At 55.7% G+C, this 19,384-nt stretch carries 15 protein-coding genes and 1 pseudogene; 8 read left to right on the forward strand and 8 right to left on the reverse strand.

Annotated elements, in window-relative coordinates; genetic code table 11:
* Positions 1–15: 15 nt before the first annotated feature.
* Positions 16–1,215, reverse strand: coding sequence for an FAD-dependent oxidoreductase (locus CMN55_RS14090; RefSeq protein ID WP_293950451.1), 1,200 nt, complete (start codon positions 1,213–1,215; stop codon positions 16–18).
* 284 nt (positions 1,216–1,499) lie between these two features.
* Here CMN55_RS14090 and CMN55_RS14095 point away from each other — a divergent pair, with 284 nt between their 5' ends.
* The 4 genes from CMN55_RS14095 to speB all read left to right on the forward strand — a co-directional run bounded on the left by CMN55_RS14095 (position 1,500) and on the right by speB (position 6,730).
* A complete protein-coding gene (locus tag CMN55_RS14095; protein WP_293950452.1) occupies positions 1,500–3,422 on the forward strand; it encodes a sensor histidine kinase in 1,923 nt (640 codons plus the stop codon).
* Positions 3,423–3,544: 122 nt separating this feature from the next.
* Complete coding sequence (locus CMN55_RS14100; RefSeq protein ID WP_293950453.1) at positions 3,545–4,741, forward strand: type III PLP-dependent enzyme; 1,197 nt, start codon at positions 3,545–3,547, stop codon at positions 4,739–4,741.
* Positions 4,742–4,772: 31 nt separating this feature from the next.
* The gene (locus tag CMN55_RS14105; protein ID WP_366932076.1) at positions 4,773–5,810 is read left to right on the forward strand and encodes a 1,9-bis(guanidino)-5-aza-nonane synthase; all 1,038 of its coding nucleotides are present in this window, start codon (positions 4,773–4,775) and stop codon (positions 5,808–5,810) included.
* A gap of 20 nt (positions 5,811–5,830) precedes the next feature.
* Positions 5,831–6,730, forward strand: coding sequence for an agmatinase (speB, locus tag CMN55_RS14110; protein ID WP_293950455.1), 900 nt, complete (start codon positions 5,831–5,833; stop codon positions 6,728–6,730).
* Positions 6,731–7,071: 341 nt separating this feature from the next.
* On the opposite strand, the gene CMN55_RS14115 is transcribed toward speB, so the two are convergent.
* Positions 7,072–7,725 (reverse strand): 2-hydroxychromene-2-carboxylate isomerase, encoded by a 654-nt coding sequence (locus CMN55_RS14115; RefSeq protein WP_293950456.1) that lies wholly within the window; start codon positions 7,723–7,725, stop codon positions 7,072–7,074.
* Positions 7,726–7,882: 157 nt separating this feature from the next.
* Here CMN55_RS14115 and CMN55_RS14120 point away from each other — a divergent pair, with 157 nt between their 5' ends.
* The 3 genes and pseudogenes from CMN55_RS14120 to CMN55_RS17315 all read left to right on the forward strand — a co-directional run.
* Complete coding sequence (locus CMN55_RS14120; protein WP_293950457.1) at positions 7,883–8,683, forward strand: undecaprenyl-diphosphate phosphatase; 801 nt, start codon at positions 7,883–7,885, stop codon at positions 8,681–8,683.
* 147 nt (positions 8,684–8,830) lie between these two features.
* Positions 8,831–9,625: a DUF3108 domain-containing protein gene (locus CMN55_RS17310; RefSeq protein WP_366932083.1), complete on the forward strand. Its 795-nt coding sequence runs from the start codon at positions 8,831–8,833 to the stop codon at positions 9,623–9,625.
* Positions 9,626–10,144: 519 nt separating this feature from the next.
* Positions 10,145–10,987: pseudogene (locus CMN55_RS17315) on the forward strand (adenylate/guanylate cyclase domain-containing protein); the annotation flags it as partial.
* Positions 10,988–11,154: 167 nt separating this feature from the next.
* Here CMN55_RS17315 and CMN55_RS14125 read toward each other — a convergent pair.
* From CMN55_RS14125 to CMN55_RS14150, 6 genes are all read right to left on the reverse strand, one after another.
* Entirely contained in the window at positions 11,155–12,540 is a 1,386-nt protein-coding gene (locus tag CMN55_RS14125; protein WP_293950458.1) for a TRAP transporter large permease, read from the reverse strand.
* Positions 12,541–12,542: 2 nt separating this feature from the next.
* Complete coding sequence (locus CMN55_RS14130; RefSeq protein ID WP_293950459.1) at positions 12,543–13,031, reverse strand: TRAP transporter small permease; 489 nt, start codon at positions 13,029–13,031, stop codon at positions 12,543–12,545.
* Positions 13,032–13,062: 31 nt separating this feature from the next.
* Positions 13,063–14,091 (reverse strand): TRAP transporter substrate-binding protein, encoded by a 1,029-nt coding sequence (locus tag CMN55_RS14135; RefSeq protein ID WP_293950460.1) that lies wholly within the window; start codon positions 14,089–14,091, stop codon positions 13,063–13,065.
* Positions 14,092–14,296: 205 nt separating this feature from the next.
* Entirely contained in the window at positions 14,297–14,941 is a 645-nt protein-coding gene (locus CMN55_RS14140) for an MBL fold metallo-hydrolase (RefSeq protein WP_293950461.1), read from the reverse strand.
* Between the two features lie 43 nt (positions 14,942–14,984).
* Complete coding sequence (locus tag CMN55_RS14145) at positions 14,985–16,484, reverse strand: helicase HerA-like domain-containing protein (protein WP_293950462.1); 1,500 nt, start codon at positions 16,482–16,484, stop codon at positions 14,985–14,987.
* Positions 16,485–16,554: 70 nt separating this feature from the next.
* A complete protein-coding gene (locus tag CMN55_RS14150; protein WP_366932077.1) occupies positions 16,555–17,454 on the reverse strand; it encodes a LysR substrate-binding domain-containing protein in 900 nt (299 codons plus the stop codon).
* A gap of 122 nt (positions 17,455–17,576) precedes the next feature.
* Here CMN55_RS14150 and CMN55_RS14155 point away from each other — a divergent pair, with 122 nt between their 5' ends.
* Positions 17,577–19,364, forward strand: coding sequence for an acyl-CoA dehydrogenase family protein (locus tag CMN55_RS14155; RefSeq protein WP_293950464.1), 1,788 nt, complete (start codon positions 17,577–17,579; stop codon positions 19,362–19,364).
* Positions 19,365–19,384: the final 20 nt, after the last annotated feature.

Below are 19,384 nucleotides of genomic sequence, written 5' to 3' on the forward strand. Positions count from 1 at the left end.
AAAGGCCCCGGGGGTTCAGCTTCCGGGGCTTTTATTTGCCGATTGGAAGGGGCGTTCGGTGGCGATGCGCCGCCATGCGCGGACATTGTCCGGCCCAAAGAGGCGCAGTTTGAGACTATAGAAAAGTTGTTTCATCCCCCCCGGACCGGTGAGGACAGAGTCGAGCGGGGCATCCGAGGCGCGGGCGATACGCTGGGTCTGCGCCTCCCGCCGCTCACGATAGGTGGTAAGCGCCTGATCCGTCTGCTGCATGGCAAGGGCATCGGCGAGGCAGCGGCTGTCGGCAAGAGCCATGGCCGCACCCTGTTGGATCAAGGGTGAGCAGCCATGCGCGGCATCTCCGATGAAGGCGATCCGGCGATCAAAAAAGCAAGGTTCGGTGACAGACTGTAGCCGGTCCGGAATGATTGCGGCATCCCCGAGACGGGATAGAATTTCCGGCACAGGTCCGCCATAACGGGCAAAAATACGCCGCAAGTTTTCCTTGGGGTCAGGACTGAGGCGGCCTTTTTCCTCCAACATGGCGCCATCGGCCACATGCTCTCCATCCGGCGCCTCATGTACATGAGCGTAGCAATAGAGGGTGTCATTGCTGACCGGATAGATGACAAATTGTGAGACGGGACCGATCATATGCATTGGCTGAAGCCCATGCTCAGGATATTCCAGCAAAACCCGCCAGCAGGGAATATGATGATCCTGAACTGTTATCTGCCCTTCGAAATTTTTCAGGCGGGTCTGCGAGCGGGTGCCATCCGCCGCGACGATCAGGTCATACTGGCCATTCAGCAATTCATTGGTGCAACTGATGCGAACGCCGTCTTCCCCATGATCAACGTCGGTTAGACGGGTATTATAGCGGATTTTCTTCTCCAGCCCGGTGCGCAGAGCGGTGAGGAGCCGCTGTTCCCGGACAGCAATGAACTGTTCATTTTCAAAAGGGCTCTGCGTCAATATGGCCGATTTGATTTCCTTGCCGCCAATACCGCAGTATGTGAGTTTCCAGAAGTCGAAATATTCCTCTTGCAGCTGTTCGAACACGCCAAGCATTTTCAGTTCCCTGACTGCGTTAAAGGGCAGGACAATGCCATGGGGGCTGCGGCGTTCCGATGGGCTTTGTTCAATGATCTCGAACTCAATGCCGAACCGCGTCAGCCACTGGGCAAGGGACAGGCCGGCAATGCCTGCACCGACGATAATAATCCGTGATGTCAAACCGGTTTCTTTCCTGTTCTCATAAGCGGGTGACTGTTCGGGTTGATCATATAAATGATGCGCGTACAAATCAAAAGTCCTGATGACAAAAGACAGGGGTCTTAATCAACACAAGCAACAGGTCAGGACTCATCCGGTTATCCTTTCGCTTCGGCTAATTAACGGAAGTTCAATACTTTTCCGATAGGTTAGGGAGGTCCGAAACCGAGCTTGAACCGGGATGCAGGATTGATTGTAATCTATGATGAAATTCTTATGCGTGCTGTGATCGGCAGGTGCAGGCGATGATGAGCGATATTGCCATTTTGGCCTGTCTGTCTGTGATGCTGGTGGTTTTCTGGCGGCGGAACAGTAGATTGACGCATGTGAAGCTCGGTCGCGGGTATTTGCTTTGGGGGCTTGCAATCGCAACCTTTGCCTGGTTGGTCAACGTACTTTTTGTCGGCAATGGAGCGTATTTCGATATCGGCTTTAGTAATGAACCCGCGCTCGAAATATGGCGTTTCAGTGTTTTTATCCCGGGATTGATCCTGATCGCGCTCGGTATGGTGCGCATGCTTCCCGCCATTGAGCTTCTCAATAGCGAGATCGAGGCCCGGGTGCAGTCGGAGGAGGCGCAGAATCAACAGAATATAAAGCTCAAACAGGCCATCATGCGCGCGGAAACGGCCGAAAGTACTCTGGTGGATGCCATCGAGTCGATGCCCGAAGCCGTGACGATTTTTGATTCTGATGACAGGCTTTTCATTTGTAACCAGCCATATCGGGACTTGTTCAGTGATATTGCGGACAAGGTGAAGCCGGGCGTGACATTTGAGCAGCTGGTCGCGATATCCATTGAACAGGGCCGGGTCCCGGATGCCGAGGGGCGTGAAGAGGAATGGGTTCGCCAGCGTATACAGGAGCATAAAAGCCCCGGTGAGCCGATCGAACAGAATTTTGCAAACAGGCGGATATTTCGCCTGTCCGAGACCAAAACGAAATCCGGCGGAACCGTGTCGATCCGGACAGACATTACGGAAATCCGCAGTCGGGAGAAAGCACTGCAGGAAGAAAGGGCGAAGTTGGCGGCCGCGCAGACAATTGCGCATATTGGCAACTGGACCCATAATAAAATTGATCGGGCCCATGAATGGTCAGACGAGGTTTATCGTATTCTTGGCTATGAACCGGGCTCTGTCGAGCCATGCTATGGCAATTACATCAGCCAGGTTCACCCAAACGATAGAGAGCGAATACGCTCCGTTTTCATGCTGGCCGGCGAACGGCGGGAAGCCTTCGAGACGGATTTCCGTATTATTCATGCTGACGGCAAGGTTGTGAACGTCCGGCTGATCGGCCGGGTGAATATAGATGAGAAGGGGCGGATTCTCGGTGCCAGCGGTACGATACAGGACATCACGGCCCAGCATAAGTTTGAACGCGAATTGATGCAGGCCAAGCTGGAGGCGGAAGAAGGCACGCGTTCGAAATCCCTTTTTCTCGCGAATATGAGCCATGAGCTCAGGACGCCGCTGAATGCGGTGATCGGCTTTTCCGAAGTTCTGGCAAAGGAGATTTTCGGCCCCCTCGCCAATGACCGGTATCGTGAATATGCGGACAATATTCAGGCGTCAGGTCGACATCTGCTGTCGCTGATTGATGATATTCTGGAATATTCACGCCTTGAATCCGGTTTGATTGAATTGCAGGAAACGGAATTCAGCCTTCTTGATATTGTGACATCGACCCGGACCATGCTGGCCGCCAAGGCACAGGAGAAATTCATCGGGATCACCCTCTCCGGCTGTTTGGATGTGCGATTGCGGGCCGATGAACGTAAGCTGAAACAGGTGCTGATCAACCTTGTGAATAACGCTATTAAGTATACGCCGGAGAAGGGAAATATTGATATTGATTTATCCTTAGATTCGGAAAATTTTATCCTGATCCGCGTGATAGATGACGGATTTGGTATCAGCAAGGAAGAAATCGAACATGTGATGCGACCTTTTGGCCGCACCCGTGACTCTCTGACAAAGTCGATTGAAGGAACTGGCCTTGGCCTGCCGCTGGCGAAATCCATTATCGAATTGCACGGCGGAGAGCTGAAAATCGCCAGTAATAAGCCAAATCCGGGCACGACTGTCGCCATCTCTCTGCCCCGGAATCGTGTCATTGATAAACTGCGTAAAGCCCCGCAGTTAAATATCATTTCCAGATCTTGATATCCCGGCATAAACACATCATCTGACGCGGTAATCTTTCCTTTTGCGTAGAGGAAACTTTTCTGCTAGTGACGCTAACGGAAAGACTTGGTTTCAACAACTAGACAGGTGGAACATTAGAATTGCAACTGCTCCAGGATTATGAGGGCTATGTCGCTGAACGCGAGCAAGCCCTAGCCGGTTTGCGGCGTTATGAAAACGAAGCGACAGCTCTTGAAATCGAGCAGTCGAATGATGCTGTCCACTTTCTGTATATCGATACGGTAACGGAAGCGGCCAGCAAGTTTCTCACCGGATTCCCAGGTAAATGTCTCTATGCGGCGAAAGCCAACCCGCATCCGGCGCTTCTGCGTCTGTTGTGGGCGGCTGGCGTGCGCAACTTTGAGGTGGCCTCCATTCGGGAGATTGAAACCCTGCGTCGGGATTTTCCTCTCGCAACGCTGTATTTCATGCACCCGGTCAAAAGCCGGCAGGCAATTAAGCGGGCCTATGAGCTCGGGGTTCGCCATTTCGCTTTTGACAGCCAGGACGAGCTTCGCAAGATCAGGCAGGAAACCGGCCATGCCGAGGACCTGAAGCTGATGCTGCGTCTCAGCGTCTCGCAGGTGGGGGCGGCCTATCCGCTGGATAGTAAATTTGGCGCGACGCTGATGGAAGCGCCGCTTCTGCTCGCCCATGCGCAGCAGATTGCGGAGAAGATCGGCGTCACCTTCCATGTCGGCTCGCAATGCCTGGAGGTTGAGGCTTACACCAATGCCCTCTATAATATTGCCAATATGCTGGATGGTTGTGGCGTTAAAATCGACATGATTGATGTCGGTGGTGGTTTTCCGGTCTCCTATCCGGATATGGAACCGGCACCGTTGCAGGAGTATTTCGATGCCATCGAAAAGGCCCTGCAAGACTGCGGCTTTGGCGATCTGGAGGTGTTTTGCGAACCCGGCCGTGCCCTTGTGGCGGCGGGCGGGGCCGTGGCGGTGCGGGTTGAACTGCGTCGCGGGCAATCGCTGTATCTGAATGATGGCTATTATGGTGCGCTGTTCGATCTGGGACAGCTCGGCTGGCGTTATCCGGTCGAGCTTTACCGGGCCGGACGTCTTCATGTGCCGTCGGAAAACTCGCTGTTCCAGCTCTACGGACCGACATGCGACAGCGTGGACAAGATGAAGGAACATCTTGCGCTGCCGGATGATGTCTGTGAAGGCGACTGGATTATCTTCCGTCATCTTGGCGCGTATGGTTATGCCATGCAGACCAAGTTCAACGGATTTTATTCTGAAACCATGGTGGCCATCGAGCAGGCCGCCGAGGTCGCGTAAGCGGCCAAGCTGAAGGAGCGTTTGTTTAAAAATGTCAAAGAGCAGCATGAGTAACGATAAGGCGGCCCTTCTTTCCAAGACGGTCGAACATATCGATATCAGGACCTTTGATGCACGGCCGATCATCGACGCCATGGGCAAGATGTCCTTCACCTCGCGCGACCTTGCGCGGGCGACGGAAATCTTCAACATGGCCGTCGAGGATGAGGAGTGCGCCATCATCCTGACCCTGGCGGGTTCCACATCCGCCGGGGGATGCATGCATGTCTATCGCGATATGGTGGAGCTCGGCATGGTGGACGCGATTGTGTCCACCGGCGCCTCCATCGTCGATATGGATTTTTTCGAAGCGCTGGGCTTCCGTCATTATCAGGCGGATAGCAGCGTTGATGACAATGTCCTGCGGTCGCTTTACATCGACCGTATCTATGACACCTATATCGACGAGGAAGAGCTTCAGCATTGCGATGAGGTGATCAAGGTTATCGCGGACCAGCTGGAACGGCGACCTTATTCTTCGCGTGAGTTCATCATGGAGATGGGGCGCTGGCTGAAAACCAACGCGGTCAAGAGAAACTCCCTGATCGAGACCTGCTTCGACAATGATGTGCCGATTTTCGTACCGGCCTTCTCCGACTGTTCGGCAGGCTTCGGCCTGGTCAAGCATCAGGTGGAAAACCCGGACGGGTATCTGAGCATCGACAGTGTTGCCGATTTCCGCGAACTGACCCAGATCAAGATCGAGGCGGGGGCGACCGGCCTGCTGATGGTCGGGGGCGGGGTTCCCAAAAATTTTGCCCAGGATACCGTGGTCTGTGCGGAAATCCTCGGCAAGGAGGTGGATATGCATAAATACGCCGTGCAGTTTACCGTTGCCGATGTGCGGGATGGGGCCTGTTCCTCCTCAACACTGAAAGAGGCTGCGAGCTGGGGCAAGGTTAGCACCAGCCTTGAGCAGATGGTATTCGCTGAGGCGTCTTCCGTCATTCCGCTGCTGGCGTCCGATGCTTTCCATCGGGAAGGCTGGAAAAAGCGCAAGAAACGCCGTTTCGCGCAGCTTTTCAAATAAGCGATAACGAAAGTACTGTCATGACTGTACCCTTTGAGATTGTCCCCTCGGAAGAGGGGTTTCTCGGGCTGCCCGCGGAAGAGGCGTTTGATTACGCCTCCGCCCGGGCGGTTGTGATTCCTTACGGCCTGGAAGGCTCGGTCAGCTATGGCGGTGGCACGGCCCTCGGCCCTGCCGCCATGATCGAGGCGAGCCATCAGGTCGAGCTGTTCGATGAAGACCTGTGGTGTGAACCGTTCCGGGATTATGGTGTTGTCACCATGCGGGAAAAACCCGTTGACGGAACGGACATCAAGGCGGCGATTGATGATCTCGCGGCGCTTACCGGGGCTGTCCTGAAGGACGATAAATTTCCCATTGTCTTCGGTGGGGAACATTCCATCACGCCGGGGGCCATTCGCCCGTTCCTTGAAAAATACGATGATCTGATCATTCTGCATTTCGATGCCCATGCCGATCTGCGTGATGGCTATGACGGGGAGCATTATTCCCACGCTGCGGCCATCCGCCGGGTGCTGGATCATCCGACGGTGCCCATTGTGTCCATCGGTATCCGCAATATCTCGGCGGAGGAAATTCCTTTTCTGGATGCCAACCGGCACCGCATCTCCATCTACTGGGGCAAGGATCGGGATGACTGGAAAATTGAGGAAATTGTCGCCCCTTTCAAAGGACGGCCCGTATATCTGACCTTCGATCTGGACGGATTTGACGGCTCTCTCATGCCCGCGACGGGAACGCCGGAGCCGGGCGGTGTTTTCTGGAATGATGCCATCCGGATTATCAAGGCCGTGTCCAAAGCCGGGCGGATAGTCGGCGCGGATATCAACGAACTGGCCCCGATTGAGGGGCTGCATGCGCCCAATTTTCTGGCGGCGAAACTCGCCTATAAGATCCTGTCCTACAGCTTGACGCGCTAGCTGTCCGAAAAAAGAACAAGAAATAGCCGCTTTTCTGCGCTTGCGCGGCCATTTTTCTCCTCCATCTTAGACAATGAGGAAAGTCATGGAGAGGGATAAAACAGCATGCGCAATTCCCCGGCAAGAAGCGGCCGAGTAACAAATCTCCGCCGTGCATTAAAATCACATCGCCAGCAAATCGGCGTTGTCGTCGTCTGCGCCTTACTGGGACTCGTTATCGTCCTGAATGTCGCCATGGCGCCCATGGCAAATCCGGATCGCTCATCAACGCAAATCACCTACTTGCACCAGAAGGCATCCAAGCAGGCAGTCACAATTCAATAGAGGTGGATTATGCCCTTTTACCTGCGGCGGCTGAGGCCATCCTGCTGCATTCGCCACAGACAGACATCGACCCGATCCTGGCCGAAAAAGGCTTCATTGTTGTAGGCAAGCGTTGGTACACCCCAGTGCCCTGCGGCTTCCAGCGCCGCCTGATTGGTTCCGACCTTGGCGGCGTAACCGTCGAAATCATCGGCAATCATGCTGTCGAGGGTGGCAAGATCAAAGCCTGCTGCGGCCGCGGCACTGGCAAGATGGTCACCTTCGTGCCAGCCTCGCGTCTTGCCATTCCATATCAGTTCTGAAATCTTGTCGATGAAGGCGAGGCCGTCGCCGGTCTCCGCCGCTGCGACGCCAAGATGGGTCAGGCGATGGATATAGGGCTGCTCCAGCGGGATTTCTTTCGTTTGCCGGTTCATCTTTACCGGATCGGGGCGAGGCCAGGAAATGGGGATACCGTTCATATCGCCAACGCGCTGGATATCGGTCATCAGATAGTCAATCCAGAGCGGGTTCACGTCCTTGAAAAATTTCGGGGTGCGCACCGCAATCGGATAGACCGGCCGTACATTCACGGTAACGTCATATTCATTCACAATTTCTTTGATACGAGGAATAGCAAGATAGGAATAGGGGCTTCTGAATGACCAGAAAAGATCAACGTTATGGGGCATTGGTCCTCCAATATTTGTAACTTTTTTTTTAACAATAGGAGGTTATAGTGTCCGCCACCATTTATTTTTGTGACCGATGCTGCGGATGCGAAATTTTAACCGGAACTCCTGTAATAACCGCGCCTGTTCCCCTATGTTGATGCCCTGAAAGGTTAGTATGCCCTTTTTTCATATTCTAGTGTTGGCGGCCGTTCAGGGCTTCACGGAGTTTCTGCCAATTTCCTCAAGTGGTCATCTCCTGATCCTGCCCGTTCTCGCCGGATGGGAAGATCAGGGGCAAAGCATTGATATTGCTGTACATGTGGGCACTCTTGTTGCGGTGATTACCTATTTTCGTCAGGATGTCATAAAGCTCATCCGCGCATTCTTGATGCCGATGTCGGAAGGGGCGGCGGAAGAGCGTCGTCTTGGCTGGCATATTATCACTGCCACTATCCCCGTCGTTATCGTCGGCGGGCTGATGTATTATTTTCTCCAGGACGAGCTGCGGTCTGTTCTGCTGGTGGCGGCAACGACGATCCTGTTCGGCATTCTCCTGGGATATGCGGACAGGTATTTTCCGGTCAGCAAAAATCTGCGCGGCATTACATGGGTCGATTCGATTGTGATCGGGCTGTTTCAGGTGCTGTCGCTCTTGCCGGGTACAAGTCGTTCCGGCATTACGATGACAGCGGCGCGTATGCGGGGATTAAGCCGCAGCGATGGCGCGCATTTCTCGATGCTTCTCTCTATCCCGACCATCCTCGGGGCAGGCACTCTCGCCATCTATCATATGATCAAGGTTGGCGATGTGAATGTCGGCATGGATGCCCTGATCGCGGCAGTTATCTCCTGTGTCGTCGCCTTTCTTTCCATCAGTCTGCTCATGCGCTGGATCGAGAAAGTGGGCTTTATGCCATTCGTCTACTACCGTCTGGCGCTGGGATTGCTATTGCTCTGGATATACTTCGCCGGTTGATCCGTGGTTTCACATGCCTTTGAAAAGCCAAAAAGCTTGATTACATAGCGCTGTATCCCCATTTCCATAAAGGCGGAGAGGGATGGGAGGCGTATGTTTATAAATAAAGATATCTGGACCAAAACCTCATGCATCCTGTTTCTCGGGATGACTTTGGGTGCATACCTCTTGGCCGGATCCGCGCGCGCCTCGGAACAGGACACAAGATTGCATTATTCCGTCTATCTTGGTGGGCTGTTTCTGGGGAGTATCGATGTCGATGTCAGCCAGACCGACCACAATTACACCATCCTCAGCACGGCCAGCACAAATCAGGCTTTCAATCTGTTGATTAACTGGATTGCCCGCGGCGAAACGAAGGGCCTGGTTGATCTTGACAAGTTTTTGCCCCGCCAGCATCAACACAAAAGCAAATGGAACAATAACGAGCGGATCGTGACGATGGATTACACGCCGGACGGTTCCGTGCNTGTGGAGAAGGTCGGGGGGCGATCGGACGACATGGATAAATACACCCCCGTNGATCCATCCAGCCTGACCAANAGCATTGATCCCATGACCGCCATTNTGACAGTGTCGGAGCGNCTGGAACGGGGAGAGGNCTGCAANATCANCCTGCCGGTTTTTGACGGACATCGTCGCTATGANGCCNTTCTCTCTGATGTGCCNCCGCGCGCATTCAGGCCNTCGGCNTATTCTGTCTTTTCCGGAACCGCNATTGGATGCCGNATTGAATTNNNGCGCAAGGGCGGCTTTCCCGTAAACCGGAATTACGATCAGGAGCAAAAGCAGGANGTGATTGTCTGGGCNGGNGATCCNTCCGGAGATGGCCGCATAGTACCGGTTCGCCTNCAGCTTGAAACTCAGTTCGGCGCCATGGAAATCCATCTGGATCGTTACTCAGACGGCNTGACCAAACTTGTAAGTCGGAATGCCCGCTAATCACATGNCCCGCAATAGGAAATATTTTCTTTCCTCGCGATGGCGGCTATCATGGAAANCTTCCGGANGNTTGCNCTGGNTTGCCNGNGNCNGAAANCGAAGANGACAGTGGGCTGGCGCTGCTGTGTTGAGAGGTGAANGGNCATGGCCAAGNCAACGGNGCGGGGGAGATGGCGCTGGCGGCGNCGATCNGAAGAACTGACCGAAATCGCGANTAACCGNTTTCTTTATGAAGCNCTGGAGCGGAACAANCGCGAAGGGCTGATGCTGGCGGTACAGGCNNGGACCCTTTCNNTGCTCGTGATTGCGGGNTTTCTCGTTTATGTCAATCCAAGGTGGTCCGTCCTTTACTATGAAGCTTGCATTCTCGGCTTTCTCCTGATCGGTTGGGCGCAGGTAAANTTTGGCCGGGTTGAACGGTCCCGGGTCGAGCTCTTTCTNCTNTTTCTTGATCTTGCCTTGATGACCNTTGTCCTGGTGGTGCCCAATCCGTTNGATGATCGTGCNTGGTCGGCAANCATGCAGTTNAAATATGGCGGGTTCCCCTANTTCTTTATNNTGNTGGCGGCGGCNACGCTGGCCTATTCCTGGCGGACATTGNTGCCTGTGACGTTTTTCACGGTNCTNNTGTGGACGGGNGCCAGCATCTGGGCNTTCTATCANCCNAACCAGCTCGCCGAGATCACGGAGCAGCTTCGGACTCTGCTTGCACCTTATCCNGACGTGCTGCATCTGNTNGATCCNGGGAAGGTNGTNTATGAAGCCCGTATACAGGAGCTGATTATTTTTGTNCTGGTTGCCGGNATATTGGCNGTTGGCGGNTGGCGATCCAATCGGNTGCTGGTGCGTCAGGCGGANGCNGCGCGCGAACGCGCCAATCTTTCACGGCATTTTCCGCCGAATATTGTGGATGGACTTGCCGGGCTCGANAATCCATTTAGTNCGGTGCGGGAGCAACCGGTCGCCGTCCTGTTNGCGGATATTGTCGGTTTCACCAAANTGGCCGAGNCNACAANCCCGGAAGAAACGGTCCGCGTGCTGCGGGAATTCCATGCGCGGATGGAAAGCTGCGTGTTTGAATATAACGGCACGTTGGATAAATTTCTGGGNGATGGGCTGATGGCGACATTNGGNACNCCCGAGACNACGCCGGAGGATGCGCTGAATGCCCTGAAAAGCGCNCGCGCGATGCAACGNCGTGTGGNGGACTGGAATGCCGCCCGAAAGGAAGAGGGAAAGACGCCGATCCGCCTGTCAATNGGNATTCANTACGGGANGGTTGTTCTCGGTAATATCGGNTCGGAGCGGCGGCTTGAATATGCGGTGCTGGGCGATGTGGTNAATGTCGCCANTCGGTTGGAGACGCTNACGCGCGAGCTGCANGCGGANACNGTNATCAGCAGCCAGNTTGTNGCGGCGGCAGGTGGGGAGAAAATCGCGGCAGATCTGGGNTATATTGAAAATGGCCTNCAATCCATCCGGGGGCGGGACGAGCCGGTCAGAAGCTGGATACGCCCTCTGGCNGCGGCCTANCCGGCAAGCAGGCGCGGNAGCAGAAGGGCGATNCCGGGAATGAACAGGATCAGCCCGATGCGNATNAGCTCGACACCNAAAAAAGGCATAACGCCCTTGAAGGTTTCCGTCATTCTGACATCCTCNGCGAGGGCNTTGATGATGAACACNTTAAGCCCNACCGGCGGCGTGATGAGNCCGAGTTCTATGACAACCAGGGCCAGTATNCCGAACCAGATNTTGAGNTCGTCGGTTCCCATGCCGAAGGCGGCGCTGNCGGCCGTTGCATAATCGCCGCCATTGATTTCCACCAGNACCGGCCANAGAAACGGGACGACCACCAGAATCATGGACAGGGAATCCATAAAGCAGCCGAGAANGATAAGCGCTACCAGNATCACCAGCACGATCATGACCGGATCAAGGGCGCTGGCNGATGCCCAGCCTGCCAATGCCTCCGGCAACCCTGCGCGNGTNAANAAGCCTTTCANNACTTCCGCGCCGAACAGGATAAAATAGATCATGCCNCTGGTGACTGCCGTTGACAGCAGGGANTCNCGGATGCTGGCAAGGGTCAGNCCTTCNCCATNACGGCGGAGGTACAGGCCATAGGCAAGGATCAGGAAAACCCCGATGGCNGCCGCCGGGGTCGGGGTGAACAGGCCGAAGCCGAGACCGAGAATGATNGCCCCGAATATTACCACGACGGGGACAAGGCGGCGGATGGCATGTCGCCGCTCCTCNTTATTCATGGGCATGGCCTGCGGNGCCAGCGATGGCCTGATCCGGACCAGAATGAAAATTGTCAGGATGAAGAACAGGACAGCAATCANNCCNGGNAGGATNGCNGCCTGAAACATTTCAAGGATCGAGGCTTCGACAATAATCGCATAGATNACCAGNGCGACAGANGGCGGGATCAGGATGCCGAGNGTGCCGCCNGCNGCCAGAACGCCNGTNGCNAANCCNGGNTCATANTGCAGGCGGCGCAATTCGGGCAGGGCNACCTTNCCCATGGTNGANGCGGTGGCGAGTGACGAGCCGCAGACGGCNCCGAAGCCNGCGCAGGCGCCGATGGCCGACATGGCGACGCCACCCCTGAATCTGCCCGAGAAGGCATTGACGCCCTNAAATAGGTCGCGGCTGAGATTGGCATTGGCCGCGAGATATCCCATCAGGATGAACAGCGGGACGACAGACAGGTCATAATTGGCGACCGAATTCCACAGCAGGCTTTTGAACTGGTGAAGATAGGGTTCGAACCGCAGATAGGGGAGGGCAAGGCTTAAGGCATAATTGCCGCCGATCCCCACGAGCAGCATGGCAAGGCCGACCGGAAAGCGAAGGGCGAGCAGCAAAAACAGCGCCAGCAGACCGAGCAGCCCGATTGCTTCGCCGCCCACGTCTATTCCCCTTTGCCAAGCTGCACGGCCACTACCAGAGCCCAAAGGATCAGCGAGAGGATGCCGGGAAGATAAAAGGGCCAGTTATGCCAGCCAAGGATGGGTGAGAGCGCAAAATCTTGATAGGAGGAGACCATGCCGAGCGTCATCCAGTAGGCAAGGAACAGCGCCGTTGCAATTGTCAGCAGCAGGATGAGTTTCTCCAGCAGCCGTTGCAGGCCGCTCGGAAATCGGTCGGCGAACAGATCAACCGCCACATGGCCTTTCCGGCGCTGACAGTAAGGGAAAAACATCAGCGCGATGGCGCTGAGCGCGAGGCGGACAAAGTCCTCATAGCCGGAAAGGCCGCTGACATTTGCGTCAAACAGACGCGCGATCCTGTCCAGTCCGAAGGCGGTGACATTGAGCGTCGTCACCAGAACGACAAGGAGTGTGAGAATGCCGGCCAGCAGGGCCCAGCCGGAAACGATCCGGTCCAGAGTCGTCGACATTCATCACCCTCTCATCGGTTGGCGCTTTGCGTCAGTTGCTGTGATGAGCCACTGCCTTGCGGGCCTCCTCAACCAGCTTTTTGCCGTCAATCCCGCGGGAATTCGCCTCCTCTATCCATTTGGCGACGACCTTTTCCCCCGCGGTGTCAAAGGCGGCTTTGGCGTCGGCGTCCAGCTCGATAATCTCACCGCCGGATTTTTCCTGCATGCCTTCACCGGGTTTTTCCACATCGTTCCAGGCCACGCCCATCTCTTCCGAGAAGGCGGCACCAATACTGTCATCAATGACTTTTTTCAAATCATCCGGCAGCTTGTTGTAACGGTCCTTGTTCATGGCGAACAGGAAGGTGGAAGTGCCGAAACGTTCATTATTGCCACCCACAAGGGAGTATTTCGTCAGCTCGGCGAGTTTCATGGGCGGGAAGATTTCAAAGGGCACAAGGGCGCCTTCGACAACCCCTTTGGACAGCGACTGCGGCAGATCGGGAAGCGGCATGCCGACCGGATCGGCGCTCCATTCTTCAAGGATCCAGCCGCCGGTGCGCGACGGGGTGCGGATTTTCATGCCTTTGACATCGGCGAGGGACGTCACCTTCTTTGATGTCGTATGCAGGGCATTGCCCGCATGGACATGCACCAGCAGCGGCTTCACATCCTTGAAATCCTCGGCGATCATCGGGAAAATTTCCTGAATGGCGGCATTGGTGGCGCGGGCATCACCCTTATGCACTGTCGGCAGTTCGAAAACCTCGGTGCGTGGGAAAACGCCTGGCGTATACCCGGGCAGCGTCCAGACGATATCGACCACGCCGTCCCGGACCTGCTGATAGAGTTCCGGCGGCTTGCCGCCAAGCGACATTGATGGAAAGATTTTGACTTCGATCCGCCCGTTTGAGGCCTCCGATACACGTTGGGCCCAGGGCTCCAGCATTTTCGTTTGTGCGGGGGCTTTCGGACTCAGGAAATGATGCACGGTCAGGGTGACTTCCGCCGCCTGTGCCGCAATTGCTCCGCCAATGGCGAAAGCGGCCATCAGGGATAGGCCGAAAAACTTTTTCATGATGTTCCTCCCAGTTTGCGTCGATCTTGCTCCAGCAATTTCTCGTCGCGATGGTTTCTGAATAACGGATAATAATCCATAGGTAAAATTGACTTTATGCTGCCGACTATTCGGAAAATGTATGGGGCAGGGTGATGCATCACGGATCGTGTCATAGCCTTGCCGCTGTATCCAGAGGTGGAAGTCGGCGATATATGCAGAAGCTTCAGCCGAAAATCAGATCGGCAACGAAGGCGTTGGTTTTCCGCTCCCACCCGAAGGTCGAGGTGTCGCCATGTCCGGGAATGAACGTGATGTCATCTCCCAGTGGCCAAAGCTTGTTGCGGATGGAATCGATCAGATCGTCATAATTACCGCGCGGGAAATCACTGCGCCCGATGGACCCGCGGAACAGCACATCGCCGACAATGGCGATGCGGGCCTTCTCGTTGACGAAGACCACATGTCCCGGCGTATGCCCCGGGCAATGGACGACGGAAAATTCCTCATTCCCCACGGTCACCTTATCGCCATCGTCGAGCCAGCGGTCGGGCGTGAAGACATAGGAGGGGGGGAAGCCATACTTCGCACATTGCGTCGGCAACTGGTCGATCAGGAACTGGTCATCTTTATGCGGGCCTTCAACGGGCACATTCAGCCTGCGCCGTAATTCTTCCGTTCCGCCGGCATGATCAAGATGTCCATGCGTGACCAGGATTTTTTCGATCGTCACGCCCTGTTGCTCCGCGGCTTCCAGCACGCGGTCGAGGTCGCCCCCCGGATCGGTCACGGCGCCTTTCATGGTTTCTTCACACCAAATCAGACTGCAATTCTGGGCGAAGGGGGTAACGGGGATGATGATGGCTTTCATTCCTTGTCGGCGTTTGGTGCGCGCCGTCCTTTATAGTTGAGGCTCATTTTCGTTTCAGCGCGCCAAGGATACCACGCACCAGCGCATTTGCAATGCTTCGACCGAGAGAGGAGCTGACGGCCCTGGCGATGGATTTCATGGCGGCTTCGCCGACGCTCTGGCGGTTTGAACTCCGCGCGGCGGGCTTGGGTTTTTCCGCCTCGGCAGCGGCTTCTGACTCGGCGGCTGCTTTTGCGGCTTTTTCGGCCCGCGTCTGCAGGATTTCATAGGCTGATTCATTATCAATCGTTTCGTCATATTTATTGCCGAGACGACTTTCTTTAAGCACAGCGCTGCGAATGGTGTCGCTGACCGGGCCGAGTTTTGATGATGGCGGACGGATCAGTGTCCGCTGTACGATGGATGGCTCGCCCTTGTTTTCCAGCGTTGAGACCAGAGCCTCGCCCACGCCAAGCGCGGTGATGACATCTTCTACCTCGAAAGCGGGGTTCGGACGATAGGTCTGGGAGGCAAGGCGGATCGCCTTTTGCTGCTTGGGCGTGAAGGCGCGCAGCGCGTGCTGCACCCGGTTGCCAAGCTGGCCGAGAACCGAATCCGGGATGTCATCGGGACTTTGGGTAACAAAGAAGATGCCAACGCCCTTGGAGCGGATCAGCCGTACCACCTGTTCGACCTTATCAAGCAGGGCCTTTGGCGCATCATCGAACAGCAGATGCGCCTCATCAAAGAAAAAGACAAGCTTCGGCCGGTCGGCATCGCCCGCTTCCGGCAATTCCTCAAACAGTTCCGACAGCATCCAGAGAAGGAAGGTGCCGTAAAGGCGGGGGGAGTTCATCAGCCGGTCGGCTGCAAGAATATTGATCATACCGCGCCCTTCGCGGTCGGTACGCATGAAATCGTTGAGGTCCAGCGCGGGTTCGCCAAAGAATTTGTCGGCGCCCTGATCTTCAAGTCTCAGCAGCGCGCGCTGTATGGCGCCGATGGATTGCGGGGAGACATTGCCATAAGTTACGGAAATCTCGGCGCGCTGTTCATTGACAACCCCGAGAAGTGCACGCAGATCCTTGAGATCGAGCAGCAGCAGGCCCTGATCGTCGGCGACGCGGAAGACGATGTTCATGACGCCTTCCTGCGTATCGTTGAGCTCCAGCATACGCGAGAGCAGCAGGGGACCTATTTCGGAAATTGTCGTGCGGACGGGATGGCCCTGCTCGCCGAACATGTCCCAGAAAACGGTCGGGAAGGAGGTCGCCGCATATTCATCGGCAAACCCGATCTTGGTCGCTCGCTTGGCAAGGAAATCTTCCATTGCCGACGGTCGGCAGATACCGGAAAGGTCCCCCTTGATATCGGCAAGAAAAACGGGTACGCCTGCGGCCGAAAAGCCTTCCGCCAGCACCTGAAGCGTCACCGTCTTGCCAGTACCGGTCGCACCGGCGATCAACCCGTGACGGTTCCCCCATTTAAGCGGCAGATACTCATTTTCCCCCGTTCCATCATCGGTCTTGCCGATAAAAATGCCGTCGGTTTGCAAGCAGGTCATGGCCGCCACTTCTCCTGATCCCCGCTCAAACGGATGCTGAGCGGGTTAATTCCTTGTTTCGTCGCAGATTTTATACGGGTTGTCCGGCGGCCTCAAGCATCCATTCGCGCACGGCGGTGAGTTTTGGTCGCGATGACTTGCGGGCGGAGGAGACAAGCTGGAACGGTTGGCTGGAGTGCCGCACGACATCGAAGAGTTTCACAAGGCGCCCGCTGGCGATGGAATCCCGCACCAGCGCTTCAATGCCGATGGTCACGCCCAGGCCGTTTTCCGCCGCATGCAGGGCCATGTTGGCGCTTTCAAAATGCAGGCCTTTGTTCGTGTCTATATCGGTAATTCCCGCTTCCTTGAGCCAGCGGGGCCAATCGGTGGGGCGCGGGCTTTCATGCAGCAGTACGGCCTGGCGCAAGTCTTCCGGCCGGGTGAATTTTCTCGCCATATCGGGACTGCAAACCGGATAGGTGACGATATCGAGTAACTTGTCGACCCGCATCCCAGTCAGGTTGACCCCTTCCGGCAGCACCTGGATGGAAAGGTCGAAATCATCCCTTTCAAAATCCGCCGGGTTAAGGGAGGTGATCAGTTGGACATCAATATCCGGATGGCGTTCATAGAGATTGGCCCAGCGTGGGATGAGCCAACGCAGCGCAAAGGTGGGGTAGGCACAAATTGAAACCGCGTTGCGACGTGTCTCGCTTCGCAATCGGGCCGAAGCGGCTGCGATTTTCTCAAGCGGCAGGGTAATCTCGGCAAGATACTGGCGGCCGACAGCCGTCAGTTCGATCCGCTTGTGGTGGCGATGAAACAGGGTTTTGCCAAGATATTGTTCCAGCGCCTGAATTTGCCTGCTGACGGCGCCCGGGGTTACGCCAAGTTCTTCGGCTGCTTGATTGAAGCTCAAATATCGGCAGGCGGCTTCAAATGCCCTGAGCCCATAAGATGAGGGAAGATTAAGCATTCCATTCCACATATTGATTGAGTTTTTCTCAATTATACTATGCTGAATAATCGGTTGTCCATCCCTGCAAAACGGCGCAGTATACCCTTAACAAACAAGCGGCGTTGAGGCCGGTACAAACGAACGGGGATGAAATGGGTTATCTTTATCAAAAGCAGGAAGTTGACGCGAAAGAGCTGTCTGACTATGTGGCGCCGGATTGTCATGGCCTTAATTTCTTCGAGATTGATGACAGCCTGAAAAGCCTGCTTCGGGTCTACATGCCCGAGGCGCTGCGCAACCATATGACGCCGCATTACAGCCGTCTTGGTGAGATTGCGGGCAATGCGCTGGACGACTGGTCGCGGGAGGCCGATCGTCACGAACCCGTACTGCATGCGCGTGATGGCCGCGGGCGGAATGAGGACTGGATCGAATTTCATCCGTCCTACCGTCGCATGGAAGAGGTGGGGTTTGGTGAATTCGGCCTTCATTGCATGTCACATCGTGAGGGTATTCTCGATTGGCCGGGTATTGTTCCGCCGATTGGCAAATATGTCTTCCAGTATCTCTTCGGTCAGTCCGAATTCGGCCAGCTTTGCCCGATTTCCGTGACTGATACCTCAGCCATGCTGATCGAGCGTTATGCGGACGAGGAAACGAAAGAACTGCTGCTGGAGCGTATGTACAGTCAGGATATGGGAACGATCCTGAAAGGCGCCCAGTTCATGACGGAGAAGACAGGCGGCTCCGATGTTTCTAATATTGCGCTTGAAGCCCGCCATGAAGACGGGGAGTGGAAGCTGTATGGGGAGAAGTGGTTCTGCTCCTGCGCGGATGGCGATGTGGCGCTGCTGCTTGCCCGTCCGGAAGGCGCGCCAGCGGGGAATGCGGGCCTTGGCCTGTTTGCGCTGCCCCGGCACCGCAAGGATGGCAGCCGCAATCCCTATCGGATCGTGCGGCTCAAAGACAAGCTCGGCACGCGCTCGATGGCGTCGGGGGAGATTATTTTTGATGGCGCGACGGCCTATCCCCTTGGCAAGGTCGGCCCACAGGCCAATAACGGTCTTAAAATGATGATGGACCAGGTTAATTTTTCCCGGTTGTCGCATGGCGTGCGGGCGGCGGCAATGATGCGCCGCTGCCTCAATGAATCACTGGTTATTGCAAATTACCGCAGGGCATTCGGTGGGACGCTGATCGATAAACCCCTGCTGCGCCGTCAGTTGATGAAGCTGATGGTCCCGACGGAACAGGCGCTGTCCATGTTCATGTATGTGGCGAACAGCCTTGAAATGGGGGAAGCCGGAGATGAAGCCGCAGCCAAGCGTCTGCGCATCCTGACGCCGCTTCTCAAATACCGCACGGCGCGGGACAATATCCGGGTGGCAACCGGCGCGATGGAGATGCGCGGCGGTAATGGTTATATCGAGGACTGGGTCAACGCCCGTCTCGTCCGCGATGCCCATCTTGGCGTATTGTGGGAAGGGACGTCCAATATCAATGCGCTGGATGTCACCACGCGGGCCATCGGACGGAGCGGTGCGCATGAAGCTCTTGGTGAGGATCTCAATGATATCATTGCCACAAACGATACACTGCCGGGACAGTTCGCGGGTCAGCTCAAGGGGCTGGTGGATCAGGCCGTGCGGTTTGCCGATGAAGTGGCGAAACGGGGCCTTGAAACCCATGCCCGCAAGGCGTCTACAGCGCTGTATCATGTCACAACGGCAACCCTGATGGCCAATGAGGGCACGATGCTCGGCCGGGAAGGGGGCGATGCACGTCGTCTTCTGTTGTCGCGCATGGTGATTGATCACAAGCTGGGTTCGGGCAATCCTATGGCAATAGAAGAGGCGGCGTTTGATGATGCGGCGACCAGTGCCTTGCTGGCGGCGGAGCCGGTCAGCCTCGATGAGGCGCGGCGTATCCTGACGCTATAGAAAATACTGTTAGTTACCGT

Origin of the sequence: Sneathiella sp., from assembly GCF_002694385.1 — a bacterium.
In the GTDB taxonomy this organism is placed as follows: Bacteria; Pseudomonadota; Alphaproteobacteria; order Sneathiellales; family Sneathiellaceae; genus Sneathiella.